The organism is Gardnerella sp. KA00390 (genome assembly GCF_049244075.1).
GTDB lineage: Bacteria > Actinomycetota > Actinomycetes > Actinomycetales > Bifidobacteriaceae > Bifidobacterium > Bifidobacterium vaginale.
In genome coordinates, this window is record NZ_CP058372.1 from 1,271,442 (window position 1) to 1,295,864 (window position 24,423).

General features: G+C 47.1%; 25 protein-coding genes. 9 read left to right on the forward strand and 16 right to left on the reverse strand.

What is annotated here, in order from left to right; genetic code table 11:
• Positions 1 to 25 precede the first annotated feature (25 nt).
• Complete coding sequence (locus HXT53_RS05080) at positions 26 to 343, forward strand: DUF6725 family protein (protein WP_101890357.1); 318 nt, start codon at positions 26 to 28, stop codon at positions 341 to 343.
• A gap of 239 nt (positions 344 to 582) precedes the next feature.
• Here HXT53_RS05080 and HXT53_RS05085 read toward each other — a convergent pair whose 3' ends face one another.
• From HXT53_RS05085 to sufB, 9 genes are all read right to left on the reverse strand, one after another.
• Positions 583 to 1,422, reverse strand: a complete 840-nt coding sequence (locus HXT53_RS05085) for a ParA family protein (protein ID WP_004113420.1) — start codon at positions 1,420 to 1,422, stop codon at positions 583 to 585.
• A gap of 53 nt (positions 1,423 to 1,475) precedes the next feature.
• A complete protein-coding gene (locus HXT53_RS05090; protein ID WP_421780078.1) occupies positions 1,476 to 2,483 on the reverse strand; it encodes a site-specific tyrosine recombinase in 1,008 nt (335 codons plus the stop codon).
• A gap of 24 nt (positions 2,484 to 2,507) precedes the next feature.
• Positions 2,508 to 3,593 (reverse strand): prephenate dehydrogenase, encoded by a 1,086-nt coding sequence (locus tag HXT53_RS05095; RefSeq protein WP_421780080.1) that lies wholly within the window; start codon positions 3,591 to 3,593, stop codon positions 2,508 to 2,510.
• Complete coding sequence (locus HXT53_RS05100; RefSeq protein ID WP_101887675.1) at positions 3,587 to 4,615, reverse strand: prephenate dehydratase; 1,029 nt, start codon at positions 4,613 to 4,615, stop codon at positions 3,587 to 3,589. The genes HXT53_RS05095 and HXT53_RS05100 overlap by 7 nt, the downstream gene beginning before the upstream one ends.
• 91 nt (positions 4,616 to 4,706) lie before the next feature.
• Entirely contained in the window at positions 4,707 to 5,141 is a 435-nt protein-coding gene (locus HXT53_RS05105) for an alcohol dehydrogenase (protein ID WP_101887676.1), read from the reverse strand.
• A 21-nt stretch (positions 5,142 to 5,162) separates the two neighbouring features.
• Positions 5,163 to 7,088, reverse strand: a complete 1,926-nt coding sequence (typA, locus tag HXT53_RS05110; RefSeq protein ID WP_421780083.1) for a translational GTPase TypA — start codon at positions 7,086 to 7,088, stop codon at positions 5,163 to 5,165.
• Between the two features lie 161 nt (positions 7,089 to 7,249).
• The gene (sufC, locus tag HXT53_RS05115) at positions 7,250 to 8,026 is read right to left on the reverse strand and encodes a Fe-S cluster assembly ATPase SufC (RefSeq protein WP_004113429.1); all 777 of its coding nucleotides are present in this window, start codon (positions 8,024 to 8,026) and stop codon (positions 7,250 to 7,252) included.
• A gap of 11 nt (positions 8,027 to 8,037) precedes the next feature.
• Positions 8,038 to 9,327 (reverse strand): Fe-S cluster assembly protein SufD, encoded by a 1,290-nt coding sequence (gene sufD, locus HXT53_RS05120; protein WP_421780717.1) that lies wholly within the window; start codon positions 9,325 to 9,327, stop codon positions 8,038 to 8,040.
• Positions 9,327 to 10,886 (reverse strand): Fe-S cluster assembly protein SufB, encoded by a 1,560-nt coding sequence (gene sufB, locus HXT53_RS05125; RefSeq protein WP_004117361.1) that lies wholly within the window; start codon positions 10,884 to 10,886, stop codon positions 9,327 to 9,329. The genes sufD and sufB overlap by 1 nt, the downstream gene beginning before the upstream one ends.
• Before the next feature lie 232 nt (positions 10,887 to 11,118).
• Between sufB and HXT53_RS05130 the strand changes: the two genes are divergently transcribed.
• Complete coding sequence (locus tag HXT53_RS05130; protein WP_004113434.1) at positions 11,119 to 11,382, forward strand: type II toxin-antitoxin system RelB/DinJ family antitoxin; 264 nt, start codon at positions 11,119 to 11,121, stop codon at positions 11,380 to 11,382.
• Positions 11,375 to 11,635 carry a Txe/YoeB family addiction module toxin gene (locus HXT53_RS05135; protein ID WP_004113436.1) on the forward strand — a complete coding sequence of 87 codons (261 nt, stop codon included), beginning with the start codon at positions 11,375 to 11,377 and terminating at the stop codon, positions 11,633 to 11,635. Before HXT53_RS05130 ends, HXT53_RS05135 begins: the two co-directional genes overlap by 8 nt.
• Before the next feature lie 9 nt (positions 11,636 to 11,644).
• On the opposite strand, the gene HXT53_RS05140 is transcribed toward HXT53_RS05135, so the two are convergent.
• The 6 genes from HXT53_RS05140 to coaD all read right to left on the reverse strand — a co-directional run bounded on the left by HXT53_RS05140 (position 11,645) and on the right by coaD (position 16,769).
• Positions 11,645 to 12,718 carry a tyrosine recombinase XerC gene (locus HXT53_RS05140; RefSeq protein ID WP_421780085.1) on the reverse strand — a complete coding sequence of 358 codons (1,074 nt, stop codon included), beginning with the start codon at positions 12,716 to 12,718 and terminating at the stop codon, positions 11,645 to 11,647.
• A gap of 42 nt (positions 12,719 to 12,760) precedes the next feature.
• Entirely contained in the window at positions 12,761 to 13,657 is an 897-nt protein-coding gene (rnc, locus tag HXT53_RS05145; RefSeq protein WP_004117354.1) for a ribonuclease III, read from the reverse strand.
• Between the two features lie 110 nt (positions 13,658 to 13,767).
• Positions 13,768 to 13,962 (reverse strand): 50S ribosomal protein L32, encoded by a 195-nt coding sequence (rpmF, locus tag HXT53_RS05150; RefSeq protein ID WP_004113441.1) that lies wholly within the window; start codon positions 13,960 to 13,962, stop codon positions 13,768 to 13,770.
• Between the two features lie 590 nt (positions 13,963 to 14,552).
• Positions 14,553 to 15,194 carry a YceD family protein gene (locus HXT53_RS05155; RefSeq protein WP_020760115.1) on the reverse strand — a complete coding sequence of 214 codons (642 nt, stop codon included), beginning with the start codon at positions 15,192 to 15,194 and terminating at the stop codon, positions 14,553 to 14,555.
• Positions 15,195 to 15,196: 2 nt separating this feature from the next.
• Positions 15,197 to 16,126, reverse strand: a complete 930-nt coding sequence (locus HXT53_RS05160; RefSeq protein ID WP_009994869.1) for a hypothetical protein — start codon at positions 16,124 to 16,126, stop codon at positions 15,197 to 15,199.
• Positions 16,127 to 16,199: 73 nt separating this feature from the next.
• A complete protein-coding gene (gene coaD, locus HXT53_RS05165) occupies positions 16,200 to 16,769 on the reverse strand; it encodes a pantetheine-phosphate adenylyltransferase (RefSeq protein WP_014554409.1) in 570 nt (189 codons plus the stop codon).
• Between the two features lie 319 nt (positions 16,770 to 17,088).
• On the opposite strand from coaD, the gene HXT53_RS05170 reads away from it, so the two are divergent.
• Positions 17,089 to 18,483, forward strand: a complete 1,395-nt coding sequence (locus HXT53_RS05170) for a nicotinate phosphoribosyltransferase (RefSeq protein WP_421780088.1) — start codon at positions 17,089 to 17,091, stop codon at positions 18,481 to 18,483.
• Here the strand turns inward: HXT53_RS05170 and HXT53_RS05175 are convergent.
• Complete coding sequence (locus HXT53_RS05175) at positions 18,480 to 18,827, reverse strand: DUF3039 domain-containing protein (RefSeq protein ID WP_004574858.1); 348 nt, start codon at positions 18,825 to 18,827, stop codon at positions 18,480 to 18,482. The two genes, HXT53_RS05170 and HXT53_RS05175, sit on opposite strands and share 4 nt — an antisense overlap.
• Positions 18,828 to 18,966: 139 nt before the next feature.
• Between HXT53_RS05175 and cysS the strand changes: the two genes are divergently transcribed.
• The 5 genes from cysS (at position 18,967) to HXT53_RS05200 (ending at position 24,422) form a co-directional block, all read left to right on the forward strand.
• On the forward strand, positions 18,967 to 20,556 hold the full coding sequence (gene cysS, locus HXT53_RS05180; RefSeq protein WP_421780091.1) for a cysteine--tRNA ligase: 1,590 nt from the start codon (positions 18,967 to 18,969) through the stop codon (positions 20,554 to 20,556).
• A 72-nt stretch (positions 20,557 to 20,628) separates the two neighbouring features.
• Positions 20,629 to 22,329: a signal recognition particle protein gene (gene ffh / locus HXT53_RS05185; protein ID WP_004117337.1), complete on the forward strand. Its 1,701-nt coding sequence runs from the start codon at positions 20,629 to 20,631 to the stop codon at positions 22,327 to 22,329.
• Between the two features lie 25 nt (positions 22,330 to 22,354).
• Entirely contained in the window at positions 22,355 to 23,416 is a 1,062-nt protein-coding gene (locus tag HXT53_RS05190) for an endonuclease/exonuclease/phosphatase family protein (protein ID WP_421780093.1), read from the forward strand.
• A 308-nt stretch (positions 23,417 to 23,724) separates the two neighbouring features.
• Positions 23,725 to 24,186, forward strand: a complete 462-nt coding sequence (gene rpsP, locus HXT53_RS05195; protein ID WP_004114571.1) for a 30S ribosomal protein S16 — start codon at positions 23,725 to 23,727, stop codon at positions 24,184 to 24,186.
• A gap of 2 nt (positions 24,187 to 24,188) precedes the next feature.
• A complete protein-coding gene (locus tag HXT53_RS05200; RefSeq protein ID WP_004113470.1) occupies positions 24,189 to 24,422 on the forward strand; it encodes an RNA-binding protein in 234 nt (77 codons plus the stop codon).
• Position 24,423 lies beyond the last annotated feature (1 nt).

Here is a 24,423-nt window from a genome sequence, read left to right on the forward strand (position 1 = left end):
TATACCAGTTGGCGCACGAATTGTTGTGCGAACGTACAAAATTGCGCAATCAGGCGGCGGAGAAAGATCGCAAACCAATTGCAACGCACAAACAAACAATGGCAGAACAGAAACAGCTGGCAGCGAGCAAGCAAACAATGACAATGCTCAAACAGGCAATGGCAGCGCGCAAAAAATCGAATACCACGACGCGATTGGTCACGTAATAAGCTGGGACGGCGCAACATTGCATCTTATGCGAGACGCGGCAGCAAACGGAAGCCGACCCGAGCAAGAAATGTTCATCGACGCGCGCACAATCGTGCGATTAAAGCCCGTGCCCGAGCGCAAACATCGCAGCTAATCTACGCAAGCTATGTAGTGCGATTTTACTGAATTTCAGCGTGTCGTACCGCGTGCTACGCTTTAAGCAAAAAGGCAGGTCGTCGCGCGAGAGAATGTTGCTCTAATTGGCGTGTCGAGCAACAAAAAGCGGAAAGTTTTCCCGACTTTGTAGCTCAAAACCACAAAATCAACAACAAAAAGCGGAAATATCGTTCGCGCACTACAGCGCAATGCGAAGGCAGATCGTCACGCAAAGCGCTATTCAACAACGCCGTTAGAAATCAGCTCGCGCGCAACCTCGCGATACTCCTTAGCAGTCTTATGCTCAGGAGCAAAAATCGTAATCGGAACCGCCGCAACAGTGGAATCTGGCAGCTTAATCGAACGCGAAATAACAGAATGCAGCACGCGCCCCTGGAAAGCCTCGTAAATCCTTTGCAAAACCTCTTCGCTATGCAAAGTGCGCGTAAACATAGTAACGAGCACGCCAAACACTTGCAAATCTGGGTTAATTCTGTGCTGCACTTTTTCAATCGACTGCATAAGCAGCGCCACGCCTCTAAGCGCAAAGAACTCCGCAGCAACAGGAATAATCACACCATCCGCCGCCGTAAGCGCGTTTACAGTGAGCAAGCCAAGCGAAGGCTGGCAGTCAATAATAATAACGTCGTATTCGTTACGAACTTTGCGCAACACGCCAGCCAAAATCTGCTCGCGACCAACCTCGGTAACAAGCTGCACCTCTGCAGCAGAAAGATCAATGTTTGCAGGCATAACGTCAATGTTTTCGGTGGCAGTGTGACGAATCACATCGTGCACGTCTACAGAAGAATCAAAAAGCGCCGTATAAACCGTGTTATCAAGCGCGTTCGCATTAATCCCAAGCCCCACCGTTGCAGCGCCTTGCGGATCGAAGTCAACAATTAAAACTCGCCTACCGTATTGACTCAACGCACCAGCAATATTGATGGAGCTGGTGGTTTTACCAACGCCACCCTTCTGGTTACACATAGCAATAATGCGCGCAGGACCGTGCGTTGTAAGCGCATCGGGCGCGCGGAAAGTCTCATATTCGCGTCCAAGTAAATCAGTAGGCATACGCTCCAGTTTATCAAAAGGTATGTTCAGTGAATCGATCCGTCGTTGTGAAGCTATCTCGCACGCGGATGGCTCATAACATACGCCTCCATAAGCGCATCTGGACTTATATGCGTGTAAATTTGCGTTGTTGTAACAGACGCGTGCCCAAGCAGCTCCTGCACAGTGCGAACATCGGCGCCCCCTGAAATCAAATGCGTTGCAAATGAATGTCGAAACGTGTGAGGATGCAATTCTTTGCCAATTTTAGCCATTTTGCCAGCGCGCGAAATCGCCTCCCACGCGGATTGGCGAGACAGCGATTTGCCGCGTTTATTTAGGAAAATCACGTGAGTATTAACAGATTTTGACGATGAGTTTAATGGCGACTTGAGTCGCGACTTTGCGGTTGCTGGCGACTTTTGCGCGCGACTTGCAAGAATAGGTCTTGCGTTAGCTAAATAATCGCGCAACGCACGTACCGCGCACTTTCCAATCGGCACAAGCCTCTGCTTTTGACCCTTGCCACTAAGCCGCACAACTGATTCCGTCAAATCAATATCCTCGAATTTTAGTCCAACCGCCTCGCTCACACGCGCGCCAGTCGCGTACAAAAATTCCACAAGCGCACGGTCTCGAAGCGAGACAGCATCCGTGCTACCAAATCCGCCAGCAGCATCGATTACGCGCTCCACTTCGCTAATGCTGAGCACGTCTGGAAGATGCTCCGCTTGCTTTGGCGCTTTGACTTCTGCAGAAGGGTCGCTTGCGATTTGCGCGTTGGAAAGCATGAATTTGTTCCACTCGTGGATGCTTGCGATTCGCCGCGCAATCGTGCGAGGCCCTAAGTTTTGCGATGCCATTGCTTGTGATGACATTGCGCGCACGTATTCTTCAATATCTAGTTGCGTGATTTTGCTAACATCGTTGATTTTTCGGGCTTCGCGCAGCCAGTTCGTGTATTTTGTAAGATCCGACTCGTAAGCTTCAACGGTTTTTGGAGAAAGCCCGCGCTCCACGCTTATGTGGTTTAGAAACTGCTGGATTTTTGGGGAAAATGGCGATTGCTGCGATTCGGTCATATGTCAATTATATGCCGCTCGAATCTACCACTTCGAGTTGCGTAATGCGCAAACAACCGCAGAGTCGCTAAACGTCACGCCAACAATCTGCTCGCCGCTTTGCGCGCTTTGAATCAGCTGACTTTGCCAATCACCAGCACAATCAAGCGCAAATCGAAGCTCGCGCAAATCGCTAGCCGACTCATCGCAAGCAACCGCGCGCTCCTTATACTTGTACTCGCGCCAAGAATCAGCCTTAGCAAAAAACGCGCGCTCATCACACTCATCGCGCTCATCGCAAGCAACCGCCGAATCGCCATCGCTCCTCTCAATCATCTTCTTCGCAAAACTCAACTCCTCAATCACACTACCAAGCAAATCCGCCACATTTCGCCGATTTTCCGCAACCATTGCACGCGTGCGATCTGGATCCGTAAGTGCAACTCTCGTCATATCTCGCCAAGAACCAGCCGACATTTGCAACGCAACATTGCGATTTTCGCTTCCACACAAAACGTTCGCCAGCGCTGTAGAAACAACATGCGGCATGTGCGAAATCAACGCCGCCGAAGCATCGTGTATAGAATCGTTCAACACAAGCGCGCGATTACCACACAACGCCACAATAACGCGCAAAACCGCCAAAAATCGCCAGAAATCGCTGCTTTCATCAACACTAACTGCCCAAAGCGCGCCGTCCAGCAGCTGCGCGCTAGACGCCTGCCAACCCGTAAACTCGCTTCCAGCCATAGGATGCGCGCCAATATAACAATCACCAAGCCCCGCGGCCTTAACCTGCTCGCGCACAAGCCCCTTAACGCTACCAACATCCGTCAAAGTAGTGCGCTGCTTGTTGATTCCGCGCGAAATCTCGCCAAGAACTTCTGGCATAGCAGCAAGCGAATTGCACAAAATCAAAACATTTGGCTGCATGCGCGCAAGATCCGCAACGCTTTCAACGCAAGTGATTCCAAGCGCCCTCGCCTCTTTATACATTGTTTGATGGCGATTATACGCGTACACTTTGCAAGAGCCAGTCGCCGCCAAGCGTTTTGCGATTGAACCTCCAATAAGCCCAAGTCCTACAATACCAACAGAAAATTTTTGAGAAAATTCAGCATCTTCTACCATAATAATTCTCTTTCTGCACGCATTACATTCAAAGTACTCAAAACATCAGCCAAAGCCTCATCCGAAGCCTCAATGCACACTCCACCATTTGGCAGCATCCAATCATTCATAACTGGATTCTTGCGATTATCAGAAGGGTACACTGCTAAAACTCGAACCCAATCACCATGTTTAACAACTTCTTGAATCATAGCTTTACACGTAGAATCCCAAGGAGCAGAATCAACAGTTGCAATAAAACTATATAAACCATCCTGACCTTTAATCGGCCTAGACATAAAAGAAGTCATATTAAGCCCATGATCGCGCACAACATCAAGCAAATTTGCTAATACTCCAGCACCTGTAGAACGCGGAATAAAAGCAATAATCGAAGAAAAAGATGAATAGCTTTCGCGCTGCATATTAACAAAACTTAAAGCCTCATCTCTAGGAGCTAACACTAAAAACTCAGTTCGCGCGCCAGAAAAATCTTCAACAGCTTCGCTCACAATCTGCCTATTGTATAAATCAGCACAAATTTTAGGGCACAAAGCAACTTCGCCAGGAACTAAATCCCTACAAGCAGCAGCGTTTGAAGACGCAGTTTTTTCTTTCAATCCATGCTTTTGAGCAAACTTACGGCATTGTGCCAACGCGTGAGGATGAGCAACAATAGTCGAACAGTTATCGATTGAATCCGACTGGCAAACAACAGCATCAAAACTTATATCAACGCCCACGCGCGCAATGCCAACCATATTTTTTGCATCAATTAATAAATCTAAATTAGGTATTACTACGCCTTCAATATTGTTTTCCCACGCAATAATACCTAAATCGTGACAATCTTCAATTTTGCTAGCGATATTACAAATATTCTCACACGCAGTTGGAATAAGACGCAAAGCACCTAACGATTTACAGTGCTCTTTAACTTTTAAAGCCGCTTGATGAGTAAAAGAACCTTCTGGCCCTAAATAGCATAATTTACGAGCATTATTACTGTTCTTATTGCTATTCATGACTATATTGCTATTCATGACTATTCCTCAAACTACTTTAAGACTATAAGACTAAGACTATAAGACTAAGACTACCTTACACTGATTTGGCAGCACTTATTTAGCGCCACTATTTAGCATCAGAGATAACAAAGAATTTATTAGGGATAAAAAGCAAAACTACGTGAGCGATGATAATACCATAAAGCCAAAAATATCCAGCATTTTGCGCAATCCACGGAAGATTATCCACGCCAAAGCCAATGGCAACTAGCACGCCATTAAACGCGCCAAAAATCCTAAACAATCCAAGCGCAATCATCCACACAACCGAACAGCACACAATTGCGTGCAAAATAAAACCAAACATGCCGCAAAGCATGCGAGCAAAACACGCGCTCAAAGTAACAAGCAAAAGCGCGATTATAAGCCCGTACGGAAAATCGTACATAGCGCCCATTCGATGCGCAAAAGTGCCCAAAACCGCGCAAAATACCGCTAAAACGCATGAAGCCGCACACTTGCTAGCAAATAGCACAGAATGCGACTTTATGTTAAACATCATTTTGAGAAATATTTTAAACAATCACGCAGCGTTGTTGTTCTGTCTACGCTGCTTAGCACGCCACTTATACCATTCATCACGGCTCAAAATAATCTTGCGCACGCGAATCGACTCAGGTGTAACTTCCACGCACTCGTCTTCGTTAGCAAAGTCAAGTGACTCTTCCAAGCTCATCTTAATTGGTGGCGTCAAAGTCTCAAGCACATCTGCTGTAGAAGAACGCATATTAGTCATATGCTTAGCAAGCGTAATATTAACATCCAACTCGTCTGGCTTATTGTTAATACCAACGATTTGGCCTTCGTAAACAGGGCTTTGCGGATCCACAAAGAACACGCCACGAGCTTGCAAACGCTGCATAGCATAAGGAGTAGCAACACCCTTACGATCGCAAACCATAGAGCCATTTTGACGAGTTACAATCTGACCAGCCCAAGGCGCGTATCCTGCAGAAATAGAGCTTGCGATACCCGTTCCGCGAGTTGCAGAAAGCAAAGCTGTACGGAAACCAATAAGACCGCGAGAAGGAACAGTAAATTGCAAGCGAATCCAGCCAGATCCGTGATTGCTCATAGAATCCATGCGACCCTTGCGATCCGCCATAAGCTGCGTAACAGTACCCATGTATTCTTCTGGAACGTCAATCGTAGTGTTTTCCATAGGCTCGTTAATTTGACCGTCAATCGTCTTAGTAACAACTTGAGGACGACCAACTGTAAGCTCGTAGCCTTCGCGACGCATTTGCTCCGCCAAAACTGCCAACGCCAACTCGCCACGACCCTGAACTTCCCAAGCATCTGGGCGGTCTGTTGGAAGAACCTTAATAGACACGTTACCAATAAGCTCGCGATCAAGCCTATCCTTAATCATACGCGCTGTAAGCTTGTGATCCTTGCCTTCTGTGCCAGCAAGCGGCGAATCGTTAATGCCGAAAGTCATAGAGATAGCTGGATCGTCAACGTGAATCAATGGAAGAGGCTTTGGATCATTCTGATTCACAATCGTCTCGCCAATCATAATGTCATTAACGCCTGCAACTGCAACGATATCTCCAGGACCTGCAGATGCAACAGGAGTGCGCTCCAAGCCTTGCGTGCGCAAAAGCTCAGAAACGCGGAAGTTTTCAATCGAGCCATCTACACGAGAAAGCCCGTAAGTCTTACCCTTTTCCAAAGTGCCATTGTAGATTCGCACTAAACCAAGACGACCCAAGAAGTCAGAGGAATCGATGTTTGCAACATGAGCCTGAAGAGGTGCGCCTTCCTCGTATTCTGGTGCTGGAATGTTGGAAATAATAGAGTCAAAAAGCGGCTCCAAATTATCATTGTCTGGCAAACCGCCGTTTTCTGGCTGATTCAAGGATGCATAGCCAGCTTTTGCAGCGCAATAAATCACAGGCAAATCAAGAAGCGAATCAATATCTAGGTCGATTCCTTCCTCAACAACGTCTTGTGCAAGACCGAGAAGCAAATCTGTAGCTTCGCTCACGACCTCGTCAATACGCGCGTCTGGACGATCCGTTTTGTTAACGCATAAAATCACTGGCAACTTTGCCTCAAGAGCCTTGCGTAGAACGAATCGAGTTTGCGGAAGTGGACCTTCGGAAGCGTCAACAAGTAACACAACGCCATCAACCATGGAAATGCCGCGCTCTACCTCGCCACCAAAGTCGGCGTGACCTGGGGTATCAATTACGTTGATTGTGATTCCCTCTGGGTGACCGTACTTTTCTGCGAGCGGACCAGTGTATTGTACAGCAGTGTTCTTGGCAAGAATGGTGATGCCTTTTTCGCGCTCGAGGTCGTTGGAGTCCATTACGCGGTCTGGCACTTCTTCTCGCTCAGAGAATACGTGCGACTGCTGAAGCATGGCATTTACGAGCGTTGTTTTACCATGGTCAACGTGCGCTACGATTGCCACATTTCTGATATCACCGCGAACAGTCATTACAAACCTCTTCCGTTTTATTTAGCCAAACCTAGACGAGTTTACTCGCGGCTTTAGACACGCCATTACATGAGAGATACTGACGCATTTTGTAGCTCGAAACGGCAAAATCAACAACAAAAAGCGGAAAACAACCGACGCGCTATATAACAGAAACCGATTCAAGCAATTGCAGATTCGCTGGCGCCTTCTGGCAAATACTTGTCGTATCCTTCTTCTTCCAGCTCGTCCGCAAGCTCTGGTCCTGCCGTCTTTACAAAGTGACCTTGCGCAAAAACGTGCACAATATCTGGCTTAATATACTTTAAGATTCGCGTGTAATGCGTAACCATCATAATGCCTAAACCAGTGCTTTCTTTGGCACGATTTACGCCTTCCGAAACAATTCGCAAAGCATCCACATCTAGTCCAGAATCAGTTTCGTCTAAAATCGCGAACTTTGGTTTTAAAATTTCTAGTTGCAAAACTTCCGCGCGCTTTTTCTCGCCGCCAGAAAATCCCTCGTTTACAGAGCGAGACGCAAACTTTGGATCCATTCTTAAGCGCTTCATTGCTTCGTTAAGCTCTTTAACCCACGCGCGCAAAGTCGGAGCCTCGCCGCTCACTTCTGTTTTTGCTGTGCGCAAAAAGTTCGTCATCGAAACGCCTGGTACCTCTACCGGGTATTGCATCGCAAGAAACAGCCCAGCTTTTGCGCGCTCGTCTGGAGTCATCTTCAAAATATCTTCGCCGTCGAGAAGCACTTGACCCGAATCCACTTCGTACTTTGGATGACCTGCCAAAGTGTATGCGAGAGTAGACTTTCCAGAGCCATTCGGACCCATAATCGCGTGCGTTTCGCCAGAATTAACTGTAAGATTTACACCCTTTAAGATTTGCTTTCGTCCTTCTTTTGTTTCTACAGACGCGTACAAATCCTTAATTTCTAAAGTTGACATGTTTCTATCTCCTATTCTTCGGTTGCTGGCGATTTTTCCGCATTTACAGACTCTGCGGCTGCTTGCGATTCTTCCGTCTTAGCTAAACGCCTCTCAATCGCAGCCATCAAATGATCTACGATTTGCGGCACGCCAATCTCCTCAATAAGTTCGTTAAAGAATCCGCGCACAACAAGCTTTCTAGCATCCGCCTCGCTAACTCCGCGAGATTGCAAGTAAAACAGCTCCTCGTCGTCGAATCTGCCTACAGAACTTGCGTGACCTGCGCCAATAATATTTCCATTTTCGATTTCTAGATTTGGCTCCGAATCAGCAATCGCGCCAGGAGTTAGCACCAGGTTTCTGTTCAACTCGTACGAATCCGTGCCCGGAGCTTCTGGCTTAATAAGCGCGTTTCCAACCCATGTAGAATGCGCTCCTTTGCCGTAAAGCGCGCCCTTATACACTACTCGCGACTTGCATTCTGGGTGATTGTGCACAACCATCGTACGATGCTCAACATGCTCGCCTGGATCCACAAAATACATGCCAAGCATGTTTAAATCGCCCTTTTCGCCACCAAAATCCTGATCCATGCGGATTCGCACAACGTCTCCGCCAAGCGTGACCATTGTGTGACGAAGAGACGCACCAGCACCCACGTGAATCCTATGATTTCCAACGTGTTTGCTGCCTGAATCCCACTCTTGAATGAACGTTGTAGAAACGTGCGCGTTATCTCCAAGAATGATTTCTACGCCTTCAGCAAGCTTTGCAACTCCCGTGTGCTCTACAATAATATCCGCGTTTGTGCAGGAATCGGCTTCAATCACTAAGTGCAAAGCGTCAAGAGATTTCGCAGCGTCTAGCGATTGCAAGTTATTCCCATGAATTTGCAATATTATTGGCTTTGTAACTTCGCCACAAACATGCAAAACGTACGCCGACTTTGCAGAATTCCACGCAACAGCAGCCACGCGATCCGAAGGCTTCATATCTGTATGCGGAGCCTCGTTTTTAGGCAAAATTTGCATCGTTACATGCGAATCGCCATCAACGCCTTTTAGCTCCACAGCAACGTTGTTAGATGGCTTAAAACTATCAAAAAACTCGGAAATTCGCTCAACTGGAGTGTATCGCCAATCTTCCTGCTTCCTAGTTGGAATCGTAAAGTCTTGCACGTTAAAAGAGCGCACGGATTTATCTGCACTAGAAGGCATTGCAGCAGGAACCTCGTAAGGATCATTAGGGTCTGCTACAGGAATATTAATTTCTTTTTCCGTCATTTTATTGCCTAAATTCTTTTTCAGATCTTCGCTCATCACCCCACGGATCCTTCCATTTGCAATTCCACAAGACGATTAAGCTCCAGAGCATACTCCATCGGCAGCTGGCGACTAATCGGCTCCACAAAGCCGCGCACAATCATGCCCATAGCCTCTTTTTCTTCCAGCCCACGGCTCATCAAATAGAAAAGCTGATCCTCAGAAACCTTAGAAACAGTGGCCTCGTGAGCCATCGAAACGTTATCTTCACGCACGTCAACATGCGGATAAGTGTCGGACCTTGAAAAATCGTCAACAAGCAACGCGTCGCACACAACTGAAGAGCTAGAGCCGCTAGCGCCCTTAACAATCTTCACAAGACCGCGGTAAGCAGAGCGTCCACCGCCGCGCGAAATCGACTTAGCAACAATCGTAGAACTCGTGTGCGGAGCCAAATGAATCATCTTCGCACCCGTATCTTGGTACTGACCGCGGCCCGCAAAGCTCAAAGACATGGTTTCTGCTTTTGCGTACGGCTCAGCAAGAATGCATGCAGGATACTTCATAGTAGCCTTGGAGCCAATGTTTCCATCAACCCACTCCATTGTGCCGCCTTCGCGCACGTAAGCTCGCTGAGTTACCAAGTTGTATACGTTATTTGACCAATTTTGCACGGTTGTGTAGCGCACGCGCGCATGCTTTTCTACAACAATCTCAACGTTTGCAGCATGGAGTGAGTCCGTGGAATAGATCGGAGCTGTGCAACCTTCAACGTAGTGCACGTACGATCCTTCGTCTGCAATAATCAACGTGCGCTCAAACTGCCCCATGTTCGGCGTGTTAATGCGGAAGTAAGCTTGAAGCGGAATATCTACATGCACGCCTTTTGGCACGTACACAAACGATCCGCCACTCCAAGCCGCTGTGTTAAGAGCCGCAAACTTGTTGTCGTCAACTGGAATCACAGTTGCAAAATACTTTTTTACAAGCTCTGGATACTTTTGCACTGCTGTATCCGTATCAACAAAAATCACGCCTTGAGATGCTAAATCCTCGCGAATCGAATTGTAAATAACTTCCGACTCGTACTGTGCTGCAACGCCTGAAACTAAACGCTTTTTCTCCGCTTCTGGAATGCCAAGCCTATCGTAAGTTTTGCGAATATCTTCTGGCAAATCATCCCAAGTTTTCGCTTGATCGTGAACTGGACGAACGTAGTATTTAAAATCGTCTGCGTCAAAACCGCTTAAATCCACTCCCCAATCAGGCATCGGCTTTTGCAAAAACGCGCGGTAGCCTTGCAAACGAAGGTTTAGCATCCATTCTGGCTCGTGTTTGTCTGCGGAGATTGCGCGAACAACCGACTCGTCAATGCCCTTCTTTGCAGCTTCGCCTGCAGCATCCGAATCATGCCAGCCGTAATTGTACTCGCCAAATTCGGCAACAATCTGCTCGTCTTGGCGAATTTTATCTTCGTTTACGCGAGCGCGATCTGCCACGTACTGGCTCATTTCAACGTCTGCCGCGCTGGATTCTGGCGTGCTGGAGTCGTTTTGATTCGCTGCATTCTCATTCAATGATGCGCTTGATTCAGGCTTATTTGAATCATCAACCACTGTTTTACCCTCCTATCAAGCTTATAAATCGATTATACATTTAGCCACGCAACGCACGCTCCGAGATTTTTGACTTTGCGCGATTTTGCCACCATTTTGCCACCAAACGTGACTCAAATCACATCTTTGTATTCTCTGTATAAACCTTGTCTGTATAAATGAAAATAAAGAAAAATACTTTATTTTTTATTGCATTTTTATTAAAATCTTATTTAGAAAGGTGGTAATTTAGATGACAACAAATACAGTGAACATTAATTTCAAGCTAAATGCAGACGATAAACGACTTATGGAAAATGTTTGCCGAGAACTAGGGCTTTCAATGAGTGCAGCATTCACAATATTTGCTAAGAAAGTTGGAAGAGAACACAGAATACCATTCGAAGTTTCAGCAGATCCGTTTTACAATCCGGAGAATATAAGTCGTCTTAAAAAATCCATAGCACACATGGAAGAAACAGGCGGCACTATACACGAGGTTCCGCTCGATGATTAAAGCCTGGACAGATGAAGCGTGGGAAGACTTTGAGTACTGGTCTAAGCAAGATAAGAAAACTCTTAAGAGGATCCTTCAGCTTCTTAAAGATATTGATCGCAACGGATATAACGGCATAGGTAAACCAGAACCTCTGAAAGGTGATTTTTCTGGATACTGGAGTAGACGGATTGATGACTGTAACAGAATAGTTTACCGAATCGATGGAAACATAATGAGAATAGTTCAGTGCGGTTCACATTATGATAGATGATCGCAAAATCTACGCACGCGGGAAGGCTTGCGAGTAACGCTGTTTAAGAGCCTGAATAGAAACGTGCGTGTAGCGCTGCGTTGTGTTAAGCGACGAATGCCCCAAAAGCTCCTGAACCTCGCGAAGGTCCGCTCCCCCGTTGAGCATATGTGTTGCAGCACTGTGGCGAAGCGCGTGCGGCGCAACGTCTGGCACGTTTGCAGCAGCTGCAGCCTCGTGAACAATGCTCCTAACAATGCGCTGGTCAATGCGCTTTGCTCGCGCGCCCAAAAACAGCGCTTGCGAGCTTGCGGCAGATTTTTCTTGCAGCGCACTTCTCCCACAGTCAAGCCACTTTTTACACGCTTTTGCAGCAGGAACACCGAATGGTACTACACGCTGCTTGTTTCCCTTACCTGTAACTTTTACAGTGTGATTTTCAAAATCCATATCTTGCACATTAAGACCCGTAAGCTCCCCCACACGCATGCCCGTGGCATATAAAAGCTCTAAAATCGCAGCATTTCTGAGTGCGATTACATACTCTTGTTTCGTTTTTGTTTGAGATTTTGTTTGAGATTTTATTCGCATTTTTATTTGCGACTTTAGTGGTGTATTTTCTTGATGCTCGGTTTCTGGAGACTTATCCACAGCATAATCTTCAGAACGATCCTCAGCACAATCCAATAACTTTTCCGCTTGCGCCTCGTCTAAAACCGTAGGAAGCTCATTAACAATTTTAGGTGTATTAAGAATTTGCGCAGGATTTGCGCTAATCAAACCAACGTGCGTAGCCCACGCAAAAAAGCCGCGCACAGCCACTACTTTGCGAGCCAAACTAGAGCGCGCGTGATTCTTATTAAGCCAATACATCCATTGACGCAGAACGCTTGTAGACACAGAATTTAAATCAGAAAGATCGTTTACACCACACCATTCAAGGCATTGCAAGACATCTACCCTATATGCGAGAAGAGTGCGACTTCCAAGGCCTTTATTTGAACGCAAATAATCAATATACCGATCGGATAAGTCGGAAGCTTCCGTTGACGATACCAAACCATCGTCAAATAATAAATCATTATTATTACGACTGCTAGCCATAGAACCGCCTCAAATCGCCTATATCACAGCAATCAGAAAGCTCTAATTACCGCTTTCTCCGCTAGACTTACGCCTTCTATCCAACACGTGCCAAGCTTTATCTGCAGCAGCAAGCTGAGCCTTACGCTTACTAGAACCATCCGCCTCACCCAACAGCTCGTCGCCGCTTTCGTGTGCCAAAACCGCGCGCGCATGGAACACGGGCGCATAATCTGGGCCAGAAACCGACATCCTATATTGCGGCTCGTCAAGCCCCATCTCGTGCGCCAAAACCGTAAGCGAAGTCTTCCAATCCAGAGCAGGACCTTCTGTAAGAACCTCCGCCAAAGTGTCGTCAATCAAACGATGCACTACAGCGCGCGCCTCGTCAATGCCATGCTCAACAAAAGTCGCGCCAATAAGCGCCTCAACAATATCGCACAAAATCGAGTCTTTTTGAGCGCCTCCATGCTCCATCTCGCCATGACCCAAAAGAATATACGGTCCAACGTGCAACTTATCTCGCGCAACCGCGCTCAAAGCCCACTCCGAAACAGCCTTAGCGCGAAGCTTAGCCAACTGACCTTCCGTCATATCTGGGTGAGCAGAAAACAGCGTTTCTGTAGAAACAAGCTCCAAAACAGCGTCTCCCAAAAACTCTAGACGCTCGTAGTTTTTAGTGCCTGGATGCTCGTGCGAAAACGAGCGATGAGTGAGCGCCTCAACAAGTAAATCTGGCGAAATCGTAGTACCGAGCGCGCGTAAAAGCTCCTGAGTAGGGTCACCATCATGAGTATGTCCGTCTTTAGAACGCGTAACACCTATGCTGCTAGTTCTAGCATTTTCTGGATGATTTGGGTTCTGATAATTGCGATTTTGAACGTCATTTTTTACATCATCTTGAATGTCATGCTGATCTTTTGTATTGTTCCCACTCATATTTTCAACATTATAGCGCATGCGTTGAAGTCGTTGATTTACAACCTCATGCAATTTCAAGCTCAATAAAAGCGTGCAAAAACACAAGAACCCTGCCACCCGTCGATGGCAGGGTTCTTTTAAAATACAACCTACTTGGTGTGCGCAGAGCGAATTGCTTCGCGATACACGCGACCGCGGAAGTTACCGCAGGTTGGGCAAGCCATGTGAGACAACGCTGGCGAACCGCAGTTCGGGCAGGTAATAGTCTGCACGGCAGAAGCCTTCCAATTGGCGCGACGCGAATGAGTATTAGCGCGCGAGGTCTTGTACTTTGGCAGTGCCATAATCTTTCCTCTATTTCGTTCAACCGATTGAGCTTAAGCGTTCTGTATATTACAGCAAGCGCCATACATTATTCAGAAACACACTACATGGCAGGTCGTCGTTCGCGCGTTACAGCGCTCTATTCCTCGCGGCTATTAGTAGCCGCTCGGCTGATTTGGCATGTAAAGTCCACTGGACTTTACATTTGAGCCAAATCACGCTTTGAAGGAGCTTGAAATGCGTTATGCAATTTCAAGCTCAGTCAAAGCGCAAGTAAGGTAGAGATTCGAGGTTTTTCGCAGCTAGCGAGGCGAGCCTCAGCATGAAATGGTGACTCGCCGAGAGAGCAAGAAAAATCGAGAATCTCGGTGATGAAAGCTACGCAATTGTTCAAGCACGTAAGAGGGCTGGGTGATTCTTGGTCGAACAGTATAAGAGCGGCAGCCGATACCAAATAATCCAAATGATCAACCACTACAAACAAACCTCAATCCAAAAACAGAATCAAAGCCAAAACGGAACAACCGCAACAACAGACAACACGTAATAGGCAGAGCGTTGTGAGACAAGAAACACCCAGCCCTCACACAACAACAAACAAGGATTTTATTCAGGCAGATTGTTGTGATTCAAGCTTTTGCTTAAGTCCTTCAAGCGCCGCAAACCGAATATCCGTAATATCGTGATGATGATCTGGATGTTCGTTCAAGTTTTCTCCGCATTGCGAGCAAAGGCCCTTGCAATCTGGCTCACACAAAGGTTTAAGCGGCAGCTCGCTAACCATTGTGTCCCTAATCAATGCCTCGATATCAGCAAAGTCGCCTCCGCCAACCAGTGGATACACGTTTCCAGAATCGTCGCCCTCGTCCCAAATATCAGCATCTTCTAAATCATCATTATCGCCATTAGATCTATTAAATTTGGAATTATTGGAACGCGCACCACCCTTGCTTTCCACCTGTGCAAAGAACGCGCACACATCGACGCTCCAATCCCTATGCAACGGCATCAGGCATCTAGAGCACTCTGCGTGTACGCGCGCTGTAATCGTACCCTGGAACATAAGCCCATCCACTACGGAATCAAAGTTGCCGTCTACTGTAACATCGCTCCCTGGCTTCACGCCAATAACGCTGTCTCCTATACCTTCTGGCGCCGGGAACACGCGATGCAATTGCATGCTACTTCCTGCTCGTGCCGCCATTTGCGCAACTGGTACCGCCCATAAAGACTGGGAGGGATGCGATGCCATTTTTAGTTCCTTTCTTCGCTTTCGTTTACAACTTCTCCATTAACTTGTCTGTTAATCTCGTCTTGCACATGCGCCGCCGCACGCCTGCGTTCTTCTAGAACTCGCTGACCTGCCTGAACATCCTGCTCTAGCTTGTCTAACTGCTGTTTTAAACCTTCCATAACCGTAGCACTGTACTGATCCGCACCACGCGTGAGTTTATCAGCCTTTGCCTGCGCCTCGTTTACGATTCCTTGCGCCTGATTTCTTGCAATGGCGACCACGTTTTCTTGCCCAGCCAAGAATTTAGCTCTCTCTTGTGCTTCTTCAATCATCTGAGCAGCCTGGCTTTGCGCAGAGCTTACGATTGAATTTGCTTGAGCCTGAGCTGTGCGCAAGCGCCTCTCTGCCTCTCGCATTAATGCACTCGCGCGCTCAAGTTGCACTGGTAGCATGTCTTTTAACCTAGATAAGTAGTCGCCGAATTCTTCGCGATCAATCTTTGCCATTCCAGCAGAAAACAGCACGCCTTTTGCTTCATTTAATGTGGTTTCCATTGTGTCGATTATGTCGTAAACTGTTGTGAATTCTTCACGCGACTTTGTTCGCACTTCTTCGCTTACTGTTTGCGGATTAGCGGCTTTAAACACGTTTTCTTTTTCATCTTCAAATTCTATTGCACCACCGTCTTCGCGTTCACGCAAATCTGGCATTGGGAACAAGTTTTGCGCATTATCGCCAGCAGCCGCAGAATCAGCAGAAGAATCGCCAGCAACCGTAGAATCGCCAGCACTATCATCCTTAGTTTTATTTGCCGCAGGCACTGCGTCGTAAGCTTCAAAAGCAGCACTGGGCGAATCATCGTTGTTTGCAATCACTGGATTTAATGGCAACTTTTGGCTGCGATTTGCCGATACTTGGCTTTCCATTGTGTCGTCTTCGTTTTCGCTCATTTTTTCTCCTTCGCTAAGTAGCTGCTCTCTGTTTCTCCTAATAATTTTATTTTATTATTTTAATTTTATGACTTTATTGTACGTATTTTTGTGATATTGCAATTGTTTTAGAAAAAACGTTCTGTAAAAGTGGAACCACATTATCTGGCACCATTCCCGAAACGTCTCCGCCGTGACGAGCAACATCTTTTACAACGGAGCTAGAAACATGTTCCAAAATAGGGTCTGCAGGCAGGAACATGGTTTCTATCCCAGCAAGCTTGCGATTAACCAGAGCCATTCCAAGCTCCGCCTCATAGTCACCATTTTGGCGCAATCCTTTAACTATTACGGTTGCGCCGACTTTTTTGCAATAATCTGTGATAAGACCATCTGTTGAGGCAACAACTATTTTGCACGCTGGCGACTGTGCTGCTCCGCATAAAGGTGGAGCAAATTCCCCGACTGGAAAATCATTTTTTAGGTTTTTAACAGCATTGCGAATAATATCCACACGCTCCGATTCGGAAAACATTGGCGTTTTTGCCGCGTTAACAGCCACCAAAACATGCACTTCTTTAAAGAGATGCGTACAACGTTGTATCACGTCTAAGTGTCCGGCTGTAACGGGATCGTAGGAGCCTGGGCAAACAGCTATAGTCATGCTTTTAGATTACCACGAATCTGCCACGAGTCTGACACGAATCAGGCATGAGCTAGACATAAGCTAGACATAAGCCTATTTTTCCTGCTTGTGTTTCTTTTTCCCCGCGTTTGTTCCCATATTTAACGTTTTGATAAACAAACACGGGCAAAATACGCAGCTCGAAGTCGTCGATTCGCGCGGCGAAAAATCGAGAATCCCCACGCACTAATAGTAGATAGGCATAGGACTATGATTGGCTGCAGGTAAAAGTCGCTTATAAAAGTCGTAAAGAACGCGCTTTAAGTTTGATTACTAAAATCGCAAGAAAGGATTGAAAATGCTTGATTCTTTTGATTTCTCAAAGTCCGAAGTAAAGTCTTACACAAACTCTTCCGTACTCATGACAGACATGTACGAGTACACAATGCTCGACGCAGCACTAAAAGACGGCACAGCAAATCGCAAATGCGTTTTTGAGATTTTTACTAGGCACCTTCCTCAAGGCCGCCGCTACGGAGTGGTAGCAGGCACAGGCAGAATCCTAGAGGAGCTAGCGCGATTCCACTTTAGTGACGAGGACTTACGATTTTTGCAAGACCGCAAAATCGTTAGTAAAGACACCATTAAATGGCTAGAAAACTACCATTTTAGCGGCAAAATCCGCGGTTACAGAGAAGGCGAAATGTTCTTCCCAGATTCGCCGATTTTGCAAGTTGAAGGCACTTTTGGCGAGTGCACGTTGCTAGAAACGTTGCTACTTTCCGTGCTTAACTACGATTGCGCAGTGGCGAGCGCCGCCGCACGCATGGTTTCCGCGTCTGCTGGAAGGCCGTGCATGGATATGGGTGGCAGACGCACAAACGAGTGGTCGGCTGTGGCTGCTTCTCGCGCGGCGGTAATCGGCGGTTTTAAAGGCACGGCAAACCTGCTTGCGGCAAAGCTTTACGGGCTTAAGGCGATTGGAACAGCCGCGCATTGCTTTACGCTTGTGCACGATTCGGAGCTCGATGCCTTTGAGTCACAAATTGCAGCACTCGGAAAAGGAACAACATTGCTTGTAGACACATACAACGTAGAAGAGGCTGTTAAAACCGCCGTGCAAGTTGCTGGTGCGGATCTTGGCGGTGTGCGCATTGATTCGGGCGATTTGTGCGTTATGGCTCGTCGCGTTCGCGCTCAGCTCGATGCGTTGGGTGCTAAAAATACTAAAATCACGGTTACGAACGATTTGGACGAGTATGCGCTCGCATCTTTGCAAAATGCGCCAGTTGATTCCTACGGCATTGGAACAATGCTTGTTACAGGTTCGGGCGCACCTACTTGCGCAATGGTTTATAAGCTTACGGAGCGCGAGGGCGCGGATGGAGTTATGCAACCTGTTGCTAAGAAGTCTAAGAATAAGGCGACTGTTCCAGGGCGTAAGCTTGCGTACCGTTCCTACGATTTTAGTGGAGCGAATGGCGGCGTGGCTAGCAATGGCGTAGCCGATTGTGAGCATGTAATTTCTGGATCAGAGAGCGCGCTCGCTGATTTTAAGCCGCAAGATTCTTGGGAAGATTTGCTAGTTGACTACGTGCAAAATGGCGAATTTAATACAGAGTTTATGGGTCATGACGCAATTATGCGAGCACATGACTATTGTGCTAAAGCACTTAGCAGACTTCCGATTTCTGCTCAAAGTCTTATGCGTGGCGACCCTGCTATTCCTACAGAAATCAACGTTTTAGGCTAAAAGCCCAGATTGTTCATCTCTTCGTAGATTTTTTTGCACTCTGGGCAAACAGGGTAGTCGTTAGCTTCGCGCTTTGGAATCCATACTTTTCCACACAGTGCTACAACTGGGCGGCCAGTCAAGCGCGATTCGATTACGCGATCCTTGGAAACGTAGTGTGCAAAGCGGTCTGCGTCACCGCCATCGTCCATTCGTGCTGATTCATCTACCTCTGGCTTTTCAAGTACGCTCGTGCTTGTGCTAGACCCAGAATCTGGGAGGCTTTGTGAATCGTCTTCCATAACAGCGTTCAAATTAGCAGCGTTTGTATCTTCGCTATACTTTGAATCATTTGAAAACGTCATTGCATCCCTTTCGTACAAATCGCGCTTTGTTGATTGCGACTCATGTTTATACAAGCATAAGTCATAATCGCAACAAATACTCGAATCGACAACCTCGAGCTTAACGCGTGAGTTATTAGCTAAACATATAATTGAGATTATGCTTGAAAATACGAACAGAACTCTTACAGCAGCAGCGGCACGATTGCGCCTATATAACACAGCAACGCACAACACTAGCGGGTTTACAACAGTTACTCCTGGCCACGTTGGGATGTACGTGTGCGGCGCAACTGTGCAAAGCTCGCCTCATATAGGTCATATTCGCGCAGCAATCGCCTTCGATGTTGTTCGCCGATGGCTTTTGCGCCTTGGCTACACTGTTACTTTTGTTAGAAATGTTACAGATATTGACGATAAAATCATCAAAAAAGCTAGCGAAAATGGCCAAACATGGTGGCAGCGCGCCTACATTTACGAGCGCGAGTTTACTGAAGCTTACAACACTCTTGGCGTTATGCCGCCTACTGTGGAGCCGCGCGCGACTGGTCACATAAACGATATGGTGGAGCTTATACAGCGCTTGATTAATCGCGGACACGCATACGCAATAACAGGCGCGAATGGCAATCCTACTGGAAACGTGTATTTTAGTGTGCCAAGTTGGCAAGATTACGGCGCGCTAACGCATCAAAATGGTAATTCAGACGGCAGCAATAGCGACGACAAATCCAGCAAAGCCGACAAATACAATCCAGTTGACCCTGCTGACGCAAGCCCAGATAAGCATGATGCTCGCGATTTTGCGCTTTGGAAAGCACCTTGCGATTTTGACCAAAAAGACGCGCGCTGGAACACGCCGTTTGGAGCAGGACGCCCAGGTTGGCACATTGAATGCTCGGCAATGAGCCACCGCTATCTTGGCGATGCTTTCGACATTCACGGCGGCGGACTAGACTTGCGCTTCCCACACCACGAAAACGAGATGGCGCAAACACTCGCTGCTGGATGGAAAAGCGCAAACGTGTGGATGCACTCCGCGTGGGTTACATCTAAAGGCGAAAAAATGAGCAAATCTCTTGGAAACGGTCTTTCTGTTCCATCTGTTTTGGCTCAAAAATCCGCGTGGGTCGTGCGATACGCGCTAGGCGGCGTGCAATATCGAGCAATGCTTGAGTGGTCGGATCAATCTTTGAACGAGGCACAATCGGCTTACGATCGCATATCTAACTTCCTCGAGCGCGCTGGTCGCGTAATCGAAAATCAGCCAGATTATGCGGAAGTTCAAAGCGTTGATGCAGATAATCTTCCAGAAGATTTTACTAAAGCTATGAACGACGATATTAACGTTTCGGGCGCACTGGCTGCGATTTTTACTGCGATTCGCTCTGGTAACGCGCTTTTGGATGACTATGCGCAAAATCAAAACGAAAATCAAAGCAACGGCATTAAAAGCCTTATTAAGACTTGTGTTTTGCAAGTTCGCGCAATGCTAGACACTCTTGGACTAGACCCATACGCTCCACAATGGCGCAGCAACGCGCAAAAATCGCAAGATTTAGGTGCGAATAATGGCGCAAGCGCGGAACACAAGGCTCTTGAATCTTTGATTGCAAATCAGCTTGAACAAAGAGCGATTGCACGCGCAGCTAAGGATTTTGCACGCGCAGACGCGATTCGCGACTCTTTAACCGCCGCTGGCGTTGTAATCGAAGATTGTGCACAAGGATCATCGTGGCATTTGTCTTAAGAAAAAGCAATGTAAACATAATAAAAAGCAATACAACAAAACATTCCAAACAACCTGTAGAATAGAGCAATTATGGCAGCATTTAGTTCGTTAACAGAAAGACTTTCTGGCGCATTCAAACACTTGCGCAGAAAAGGGAAATTATCCGACGCAGACATCGACGGCACGATTCGTGAAATTCGTCGTGCGCTTTTAGACGCAGACGTAGCCCTAGATGTTGTGCGATCGTTTACTGCTAAAATTCGCGAGCGCGCACTAGGCGAGGAAGTTTCTAGCGCACTGAATCCTGCTCAGCAAGTTGTGCGAATTGTAAACGACGAGCTTACAAACGTTTTGGGTTCAGGCGTTGATAGACCGCTGAATTTTGCAAAATATCCACCAACTGTAATCATGCTTGCTGGTTTGCAAGGCGCTGGTAAAACAACGCTCGCTGGAAAGTTGGGCTACTGGCTTAAGGATTCGGGTCATACGCCTTTGCTTGTTGCGGCGGATTTGCAACGTCCTAACGCTGTTACGCAGCTTGAGGTTGTTGCAGAGCGTGCAGGTGTGGCGATTTTTGCGCCAGAGCGAGGCGTGCAAAGTGACGGTGGTAGCGAAGTTGTTTCGGCTGGTTTAGCCACTGGAGACCCTGTTAAAGTTGCGCGAGATTCTATTGACTACGCGCGCGCAAAAATGTACGACACGGTTATTATCGATACCGCTGGTCGCCTTGGCGTGGACGATGCTCTTATGCAGCAGGCGCGCGAGATTCGCGATGCTGTTAATCCGCAAGAAATTCTGTTTGTTATAGACGCCATGATTGGTCAGGACGCTGTTCGTACGGCTCAAGCGTTTAACGAGGGCGTTGACTTTACGGGTGTTGTGCTTTCTAAGTTAGATGGCGATGCACGAGGCGGCGCTGCATTATCTGTTGCAAGCGTTACGGGAAAGCCGATTTTGTTCGCTTCTACTGGCGAAGGTTTGAAGGATTTTGAGATTTTCCATCCAGATAGAATGGCTTCAAGAATCCTCGACATGGGCGATATTCTAACGCTTATTGAGAATGCGCAAAAACAGTTTGACGAGGAAGAGTCTAGAAAAGCTGCCGCTAAAATATCTGAAGGAACTTTTGGACTAGACGACTTTTTGGATCAGCTTCAGCAGGTTAAAAAGCTTGGTTCTATGAAGAAGATTCTTGGTATGATGCCTGGAATGGCAGCGCACAGACAGGAACTTGAGCAGTTTGATGACCGCGAGATAGACCGCACGGAAGCTATTATTCGTTCGATGACGCCTAAAGAGCGCAAAGACACCAAGATTATTGATGGTTCTAGGCGCGCGCGCATTGCAGCTGGCGCAGGTGTTCCAGTTTCTGCAGTGAATGCGCTTTTGCAACGCTTTGAGCAAGCAGCTAAAATGATGAAGCGAATGAGCAATGGCGGCGGCGCAGGAATGCCTGGAATGGGCGGAATGCCTGGGTTTGGCGGTCCTGGCGGAAAGTCGAAGCGTAAAGACAAGAAGAGCAAGAAGAAGGGTGGAAAGTCTGGTAATCCTATGCGTCGCGAGGCCGAGGAGCGCGCGCTTAGAGAACGCTTGTCTGGAAATTCTTCTGCGAATAGTGCAAATGATGACGCGAATGGCGAGTCTGCTTTTATGAAGAAGAAGCAGGATTTGCCTAATAATTTGCCAGAAAATCTTCAAAATCTTATGAGTGGCGAAGGTGACTTTGCTGACGAAATGCCTGATTTACCTCCTAATTTGGGCGGCGGACTCGCAGGTCTTTTCGGCAGATAATGCGAATAATACGAATAATCAGTAGATGATTTACGCTATTTTACTTGCAATTTTACTTGTTGCACTTGTTTTGCTTCTAGCTTGGCAGCTACTTAGGTGGCTGCCAGCTGGAGCGGATAGACTAAAGCCACTGCCATATGTTATTGCATTGCTTCCAATTGCGCCGTTTTGCGCTGCACTTGGGCAAGTCGCCAGCGCTGTGGCTGCAGTTGCAACACGATCGCAAAATGAATTTTATAAATCTTATTTATTTTTGTGCGTAGCATATGCGCTGTTATTCGTAATCTCTTTAAAATCGTATACGCCGTATTGGGCAGTAAGATTGCGGCGAATAAAACAGGAAAAATCGCCAGAATTATCACTAGAAAAATCGAGAGAAATCCGCGTTATGACGCTTAATTGCAGATATGGTCGCGCAAACGCAAGTCAAATAATAAAGTTAGCAAAAACGCATAAAATCGATACGATTCTTTTACAAGAAGTAAGCAAAAAACTTGTAAAAAACCTTGAAAAACTTGGGATTAAGCGCGATTTTCCACATGTGCAATTGGGAAGCGCGAACGGACATGAAAATGGCGGCTTTAACGCGATTTATACGCGACTAAGCAATGTTAAATCTTTTGGTAAGTCGATTAAGATTGATGCAGCAAACGTGCCAATTGTTACGTCGGTCACTTGCGACTCATCCGCGGAAAATCTTTTAATAACATTCGCTTCGGCGCATCCAAAGTCGCCTATGCGCGGATGTGCGTCTTGGAGCAGCGGAATAATGGCGCTTGCAAAAATCGGCGAAAATCACAATGAAAACAACGTCAAAAAAGTCAAAATAATCGGCGGAGACTTAAACTCTACTCCAGACCACCCAAGCTTTAGAGCGCTACTAAAATCAGGCTTTTTAGACGCATCAATGCAAATCGGCAAGCGACTAAAGACTTGGCCAGCGTGGCAAAAATGGCCGAATCTTGCACTTGACCATGTGCTAGTAAAATCAACAGGATGCAACGCTATAGCCACAGAGCAACGCGCGATTCGCGTGGATGGAAGCGACCACTTTGCGTTAATCGTTTGCGTTTCAATCCACCTCTAGTTTGCCGCTTCTTGATGGTTTATTACTTTACCTTCGCGCATTTCCTTGCTTACTGTTGCGTGAGGGCTGGGTGTTTCTGCGCTCGCGCGGATTAGCCGCGCGAGCGACATTTCCTGAGTTTGTAGCTCAACACGCCAGTTTGAGCAACATTCTCAGGAAAACATATAGTCCACGCAATCAGTCATAATAGAAAAGTTATTCGCGTGAATCGAAGCCCTCTTATCGACCACGCGAGGAACAGTGGAACTCGCAAGGAGTGCCCCACACCCGAGCGAAATTCTACGACTCTAGTTATAAGGAGAGCCATTTTGGCAACCAAGATTCGTCTTAAGAGATTGGGCAAGAAGTTCTACGCCTTCTATCGCGTTGTAATTTCTGATTCGCGCAACAAGCGTAACGGCAAGTCCATCGAAGAGATCGGCATCTACGATCCAAACAAGCAGCCATCTTTGATTCAGATTAAGTCTGACCGCGCACAGTACTGGCTTGGCGTTGGCGCACAGCCAACCGAACCAGTGTTGAAGCTGCTAAAGATTACTGGCGATTGGCAGAAGTTCAAGGGTCTTGAAGGTGCAGAAGGCACTTTGAAGACTGGCGAAGCTGGTCCAGACGCACAGGCTCGCGTTGAGGCTGTAGAAGCCGAAGCTCAGAAGCTTAAGGCTGCTAAGTCCGAAGCCGCTGCAAAGGCTCAGGCTGCTGCAGAAGCCGCTAAGAACGAAGCTGAAGAAGCTCCAGCAGCAGATGCTGAAGCCGAGGAAAAGGCTGAGTAATTATGCTGGCTCAAGCTGTGGAACATCTCATTAAAAACATCGTTGATTTTCCAGATGACGTGTCCGTGCGTTCTCACGAAAACGCTCGCGGCGAACTCTTGCGCGTGCGCGTAAATCCAGAAGACATCGGTAGAGTTATTGGAAGAAACGGTCGTACCGCTAATGCCATTCGCGTTGTTGTACAGGCTTTAAGCCGCCACAACGTTCGCGTTGACATTATGGACGTACGTAAGTGAG

Excerpts from the sequence above, each read along its gene's own strand:
- HXT53_RS05085 (WP_004113420.1), bottom strand. The coding sequence starts at position 1,422 with ATGCCTACTGATTTACTTGGACGCGAATATGAGACTTTCCGCGCGCCC.
- HXT53_RS05090 (WP_421780078.1), bottom strand. The coding sequence starts at position 2,483 with ATGACCGAATCGCAGCAATCGCCATTTTCCCCAAAAATCCAGCAGTTT.
- HXT53_RS05095 (WP_421780080.1), bottom strand. The coding sequence starts at position 3,593 with ATGGTAGAAGATGCTGAATTTTCTCAAAAATTTTCTGTTGGTATTGTA.
- HXT53_RS05100 (WP_101887675.1), bottom strand. The coding sequence starts at position 4,615 with ATGAATAGCAATATAGTCATGAATAGCAATAAGAACAGTAATAATGCT.
- HXT53_RS05105 (WP_101887676.1), bottom strand. The coding sequence starts at position 5,141 with ATGATGTTTAACATAAAGTCGCATTCTGTGCTATTTGCTAGCAAGTGT.
- typA (WP_421780083.1), bottom strand. The coding sequence starts at position 7,088 with ATGACTGTTCGCGGTGATATCAGAAATGTGGCAATCGTAGCGCACGTT.
- sufC (WP_004113429.1), bottom strand. The coding sequence starts at position 8,026 with ATGTCAACTTTAGAAATTAAGGATTTGTACGCGTCTGTAGAAACAAAA.
- sufD (WP_421780717.1), bottom strand. The coding sequence starts at position 9,327 with ATGAGCGAAGATCTGAAAAAGAATTTAGGCAATAAAATGACGGAAAAA.
- HXT53_RS05130 (WP_004113434.1), top strand. The coding sequence starts at position 11,119 with ATGACAACAAATACAGTGAACATTAATTTCAAGCTAAATGCAGACGAT.
- HXT53_RS05135 (WP_004113436.1), top strand. The coding sequence starts at position 11,375 with ATGATTAAAGCCTGGACAGATGAAGCGTGGGAAGACTTTGAGTACTGG.
- HXT53_RS05140 (WP_421780085.1), bottom strand. The coding sequence starts at position 12,718 with ATGGCTAGCAGTCGTAATAATAATGATTTATTATTTGACGATGGTTTG.
- rnc (WP_004117354.1), bottom strand. The coding sequence starts at position 13,657 with ATGCGCTATAATGTTGAAAATATGAGTGGGAACAATACAAAAGATCAG.
- rpmF (WP_004113441.1), bottom strand. The coding sequence starts at position 13,962 with ATGGCACTGCCAAAGTACAAGACCTCGCGCGCTAATACTCATTCGCGT.
- HXT53_RS05155 (WP_020760115.1), bottom strand. The coding sequence starts at position 15,194 with ATGGCATCGCATCCCTCCCAGTCTTTATGGGCGGTACCAGTTGCGCAA.
- HXT53_RS05160 (WP_009994869.1), bottom strand. The coding sequence starts at position 16,126 with ATGAGCGAAAACGAAGACGACACAATGGAAAGCCAAGTATCGGCAAAT.
- coaD (WP_014554409.1), bottom strand. The coding sequence starts at position 16,769 with ATGACTATAGCTGTTTGCCCAGGCTCCTACGATCCCGTTACAGCCGGA.
- HXT53_RS05170 (WP_421780088.1), top strand. The coding sequence starts at position 17,089 with ATGCTTGATTCTTTTGATTTCTCAAAGTCCGAAGTAAAGTCTTACACA.
- HXT53_RS05175 (WP_004574858.1), bottom strand. The coding sequence starts at position 18,827 with ATGACGTTTTCAAATGATTCAAAGTATAGCGAAGATACAAACGCTGCT.
- cysS (WP_421780091.1), top strand. The coding sequence starts at position 18,967 with ATGCTTGAAAATACGAACAGAACTCTTACAGCAGCAGCGGCACGATTG.
- ffh (WP_004117337.1), top strand. The coding sequence starts at position 20,629 with ATGGCAGCATTTAGTTCGTTAACAGAAAGACTTTCTGGCGCATTCAAA.
- HXT53_RS05190 (WP_421780093.1), top strand. The coding sequence starts at position 22,355 with ATGATTTACGCTATTTTACTTGCAATTTTACTTGTTGCACTTGTTTTG.
- HXT53_RS05200 (WP_004113470.1), top strand. The coding sequence starts at position 24,189 with ATGCTGGCTCAAGCTGTGGAACATCTCATTAAAAACATCGTTGATTTT.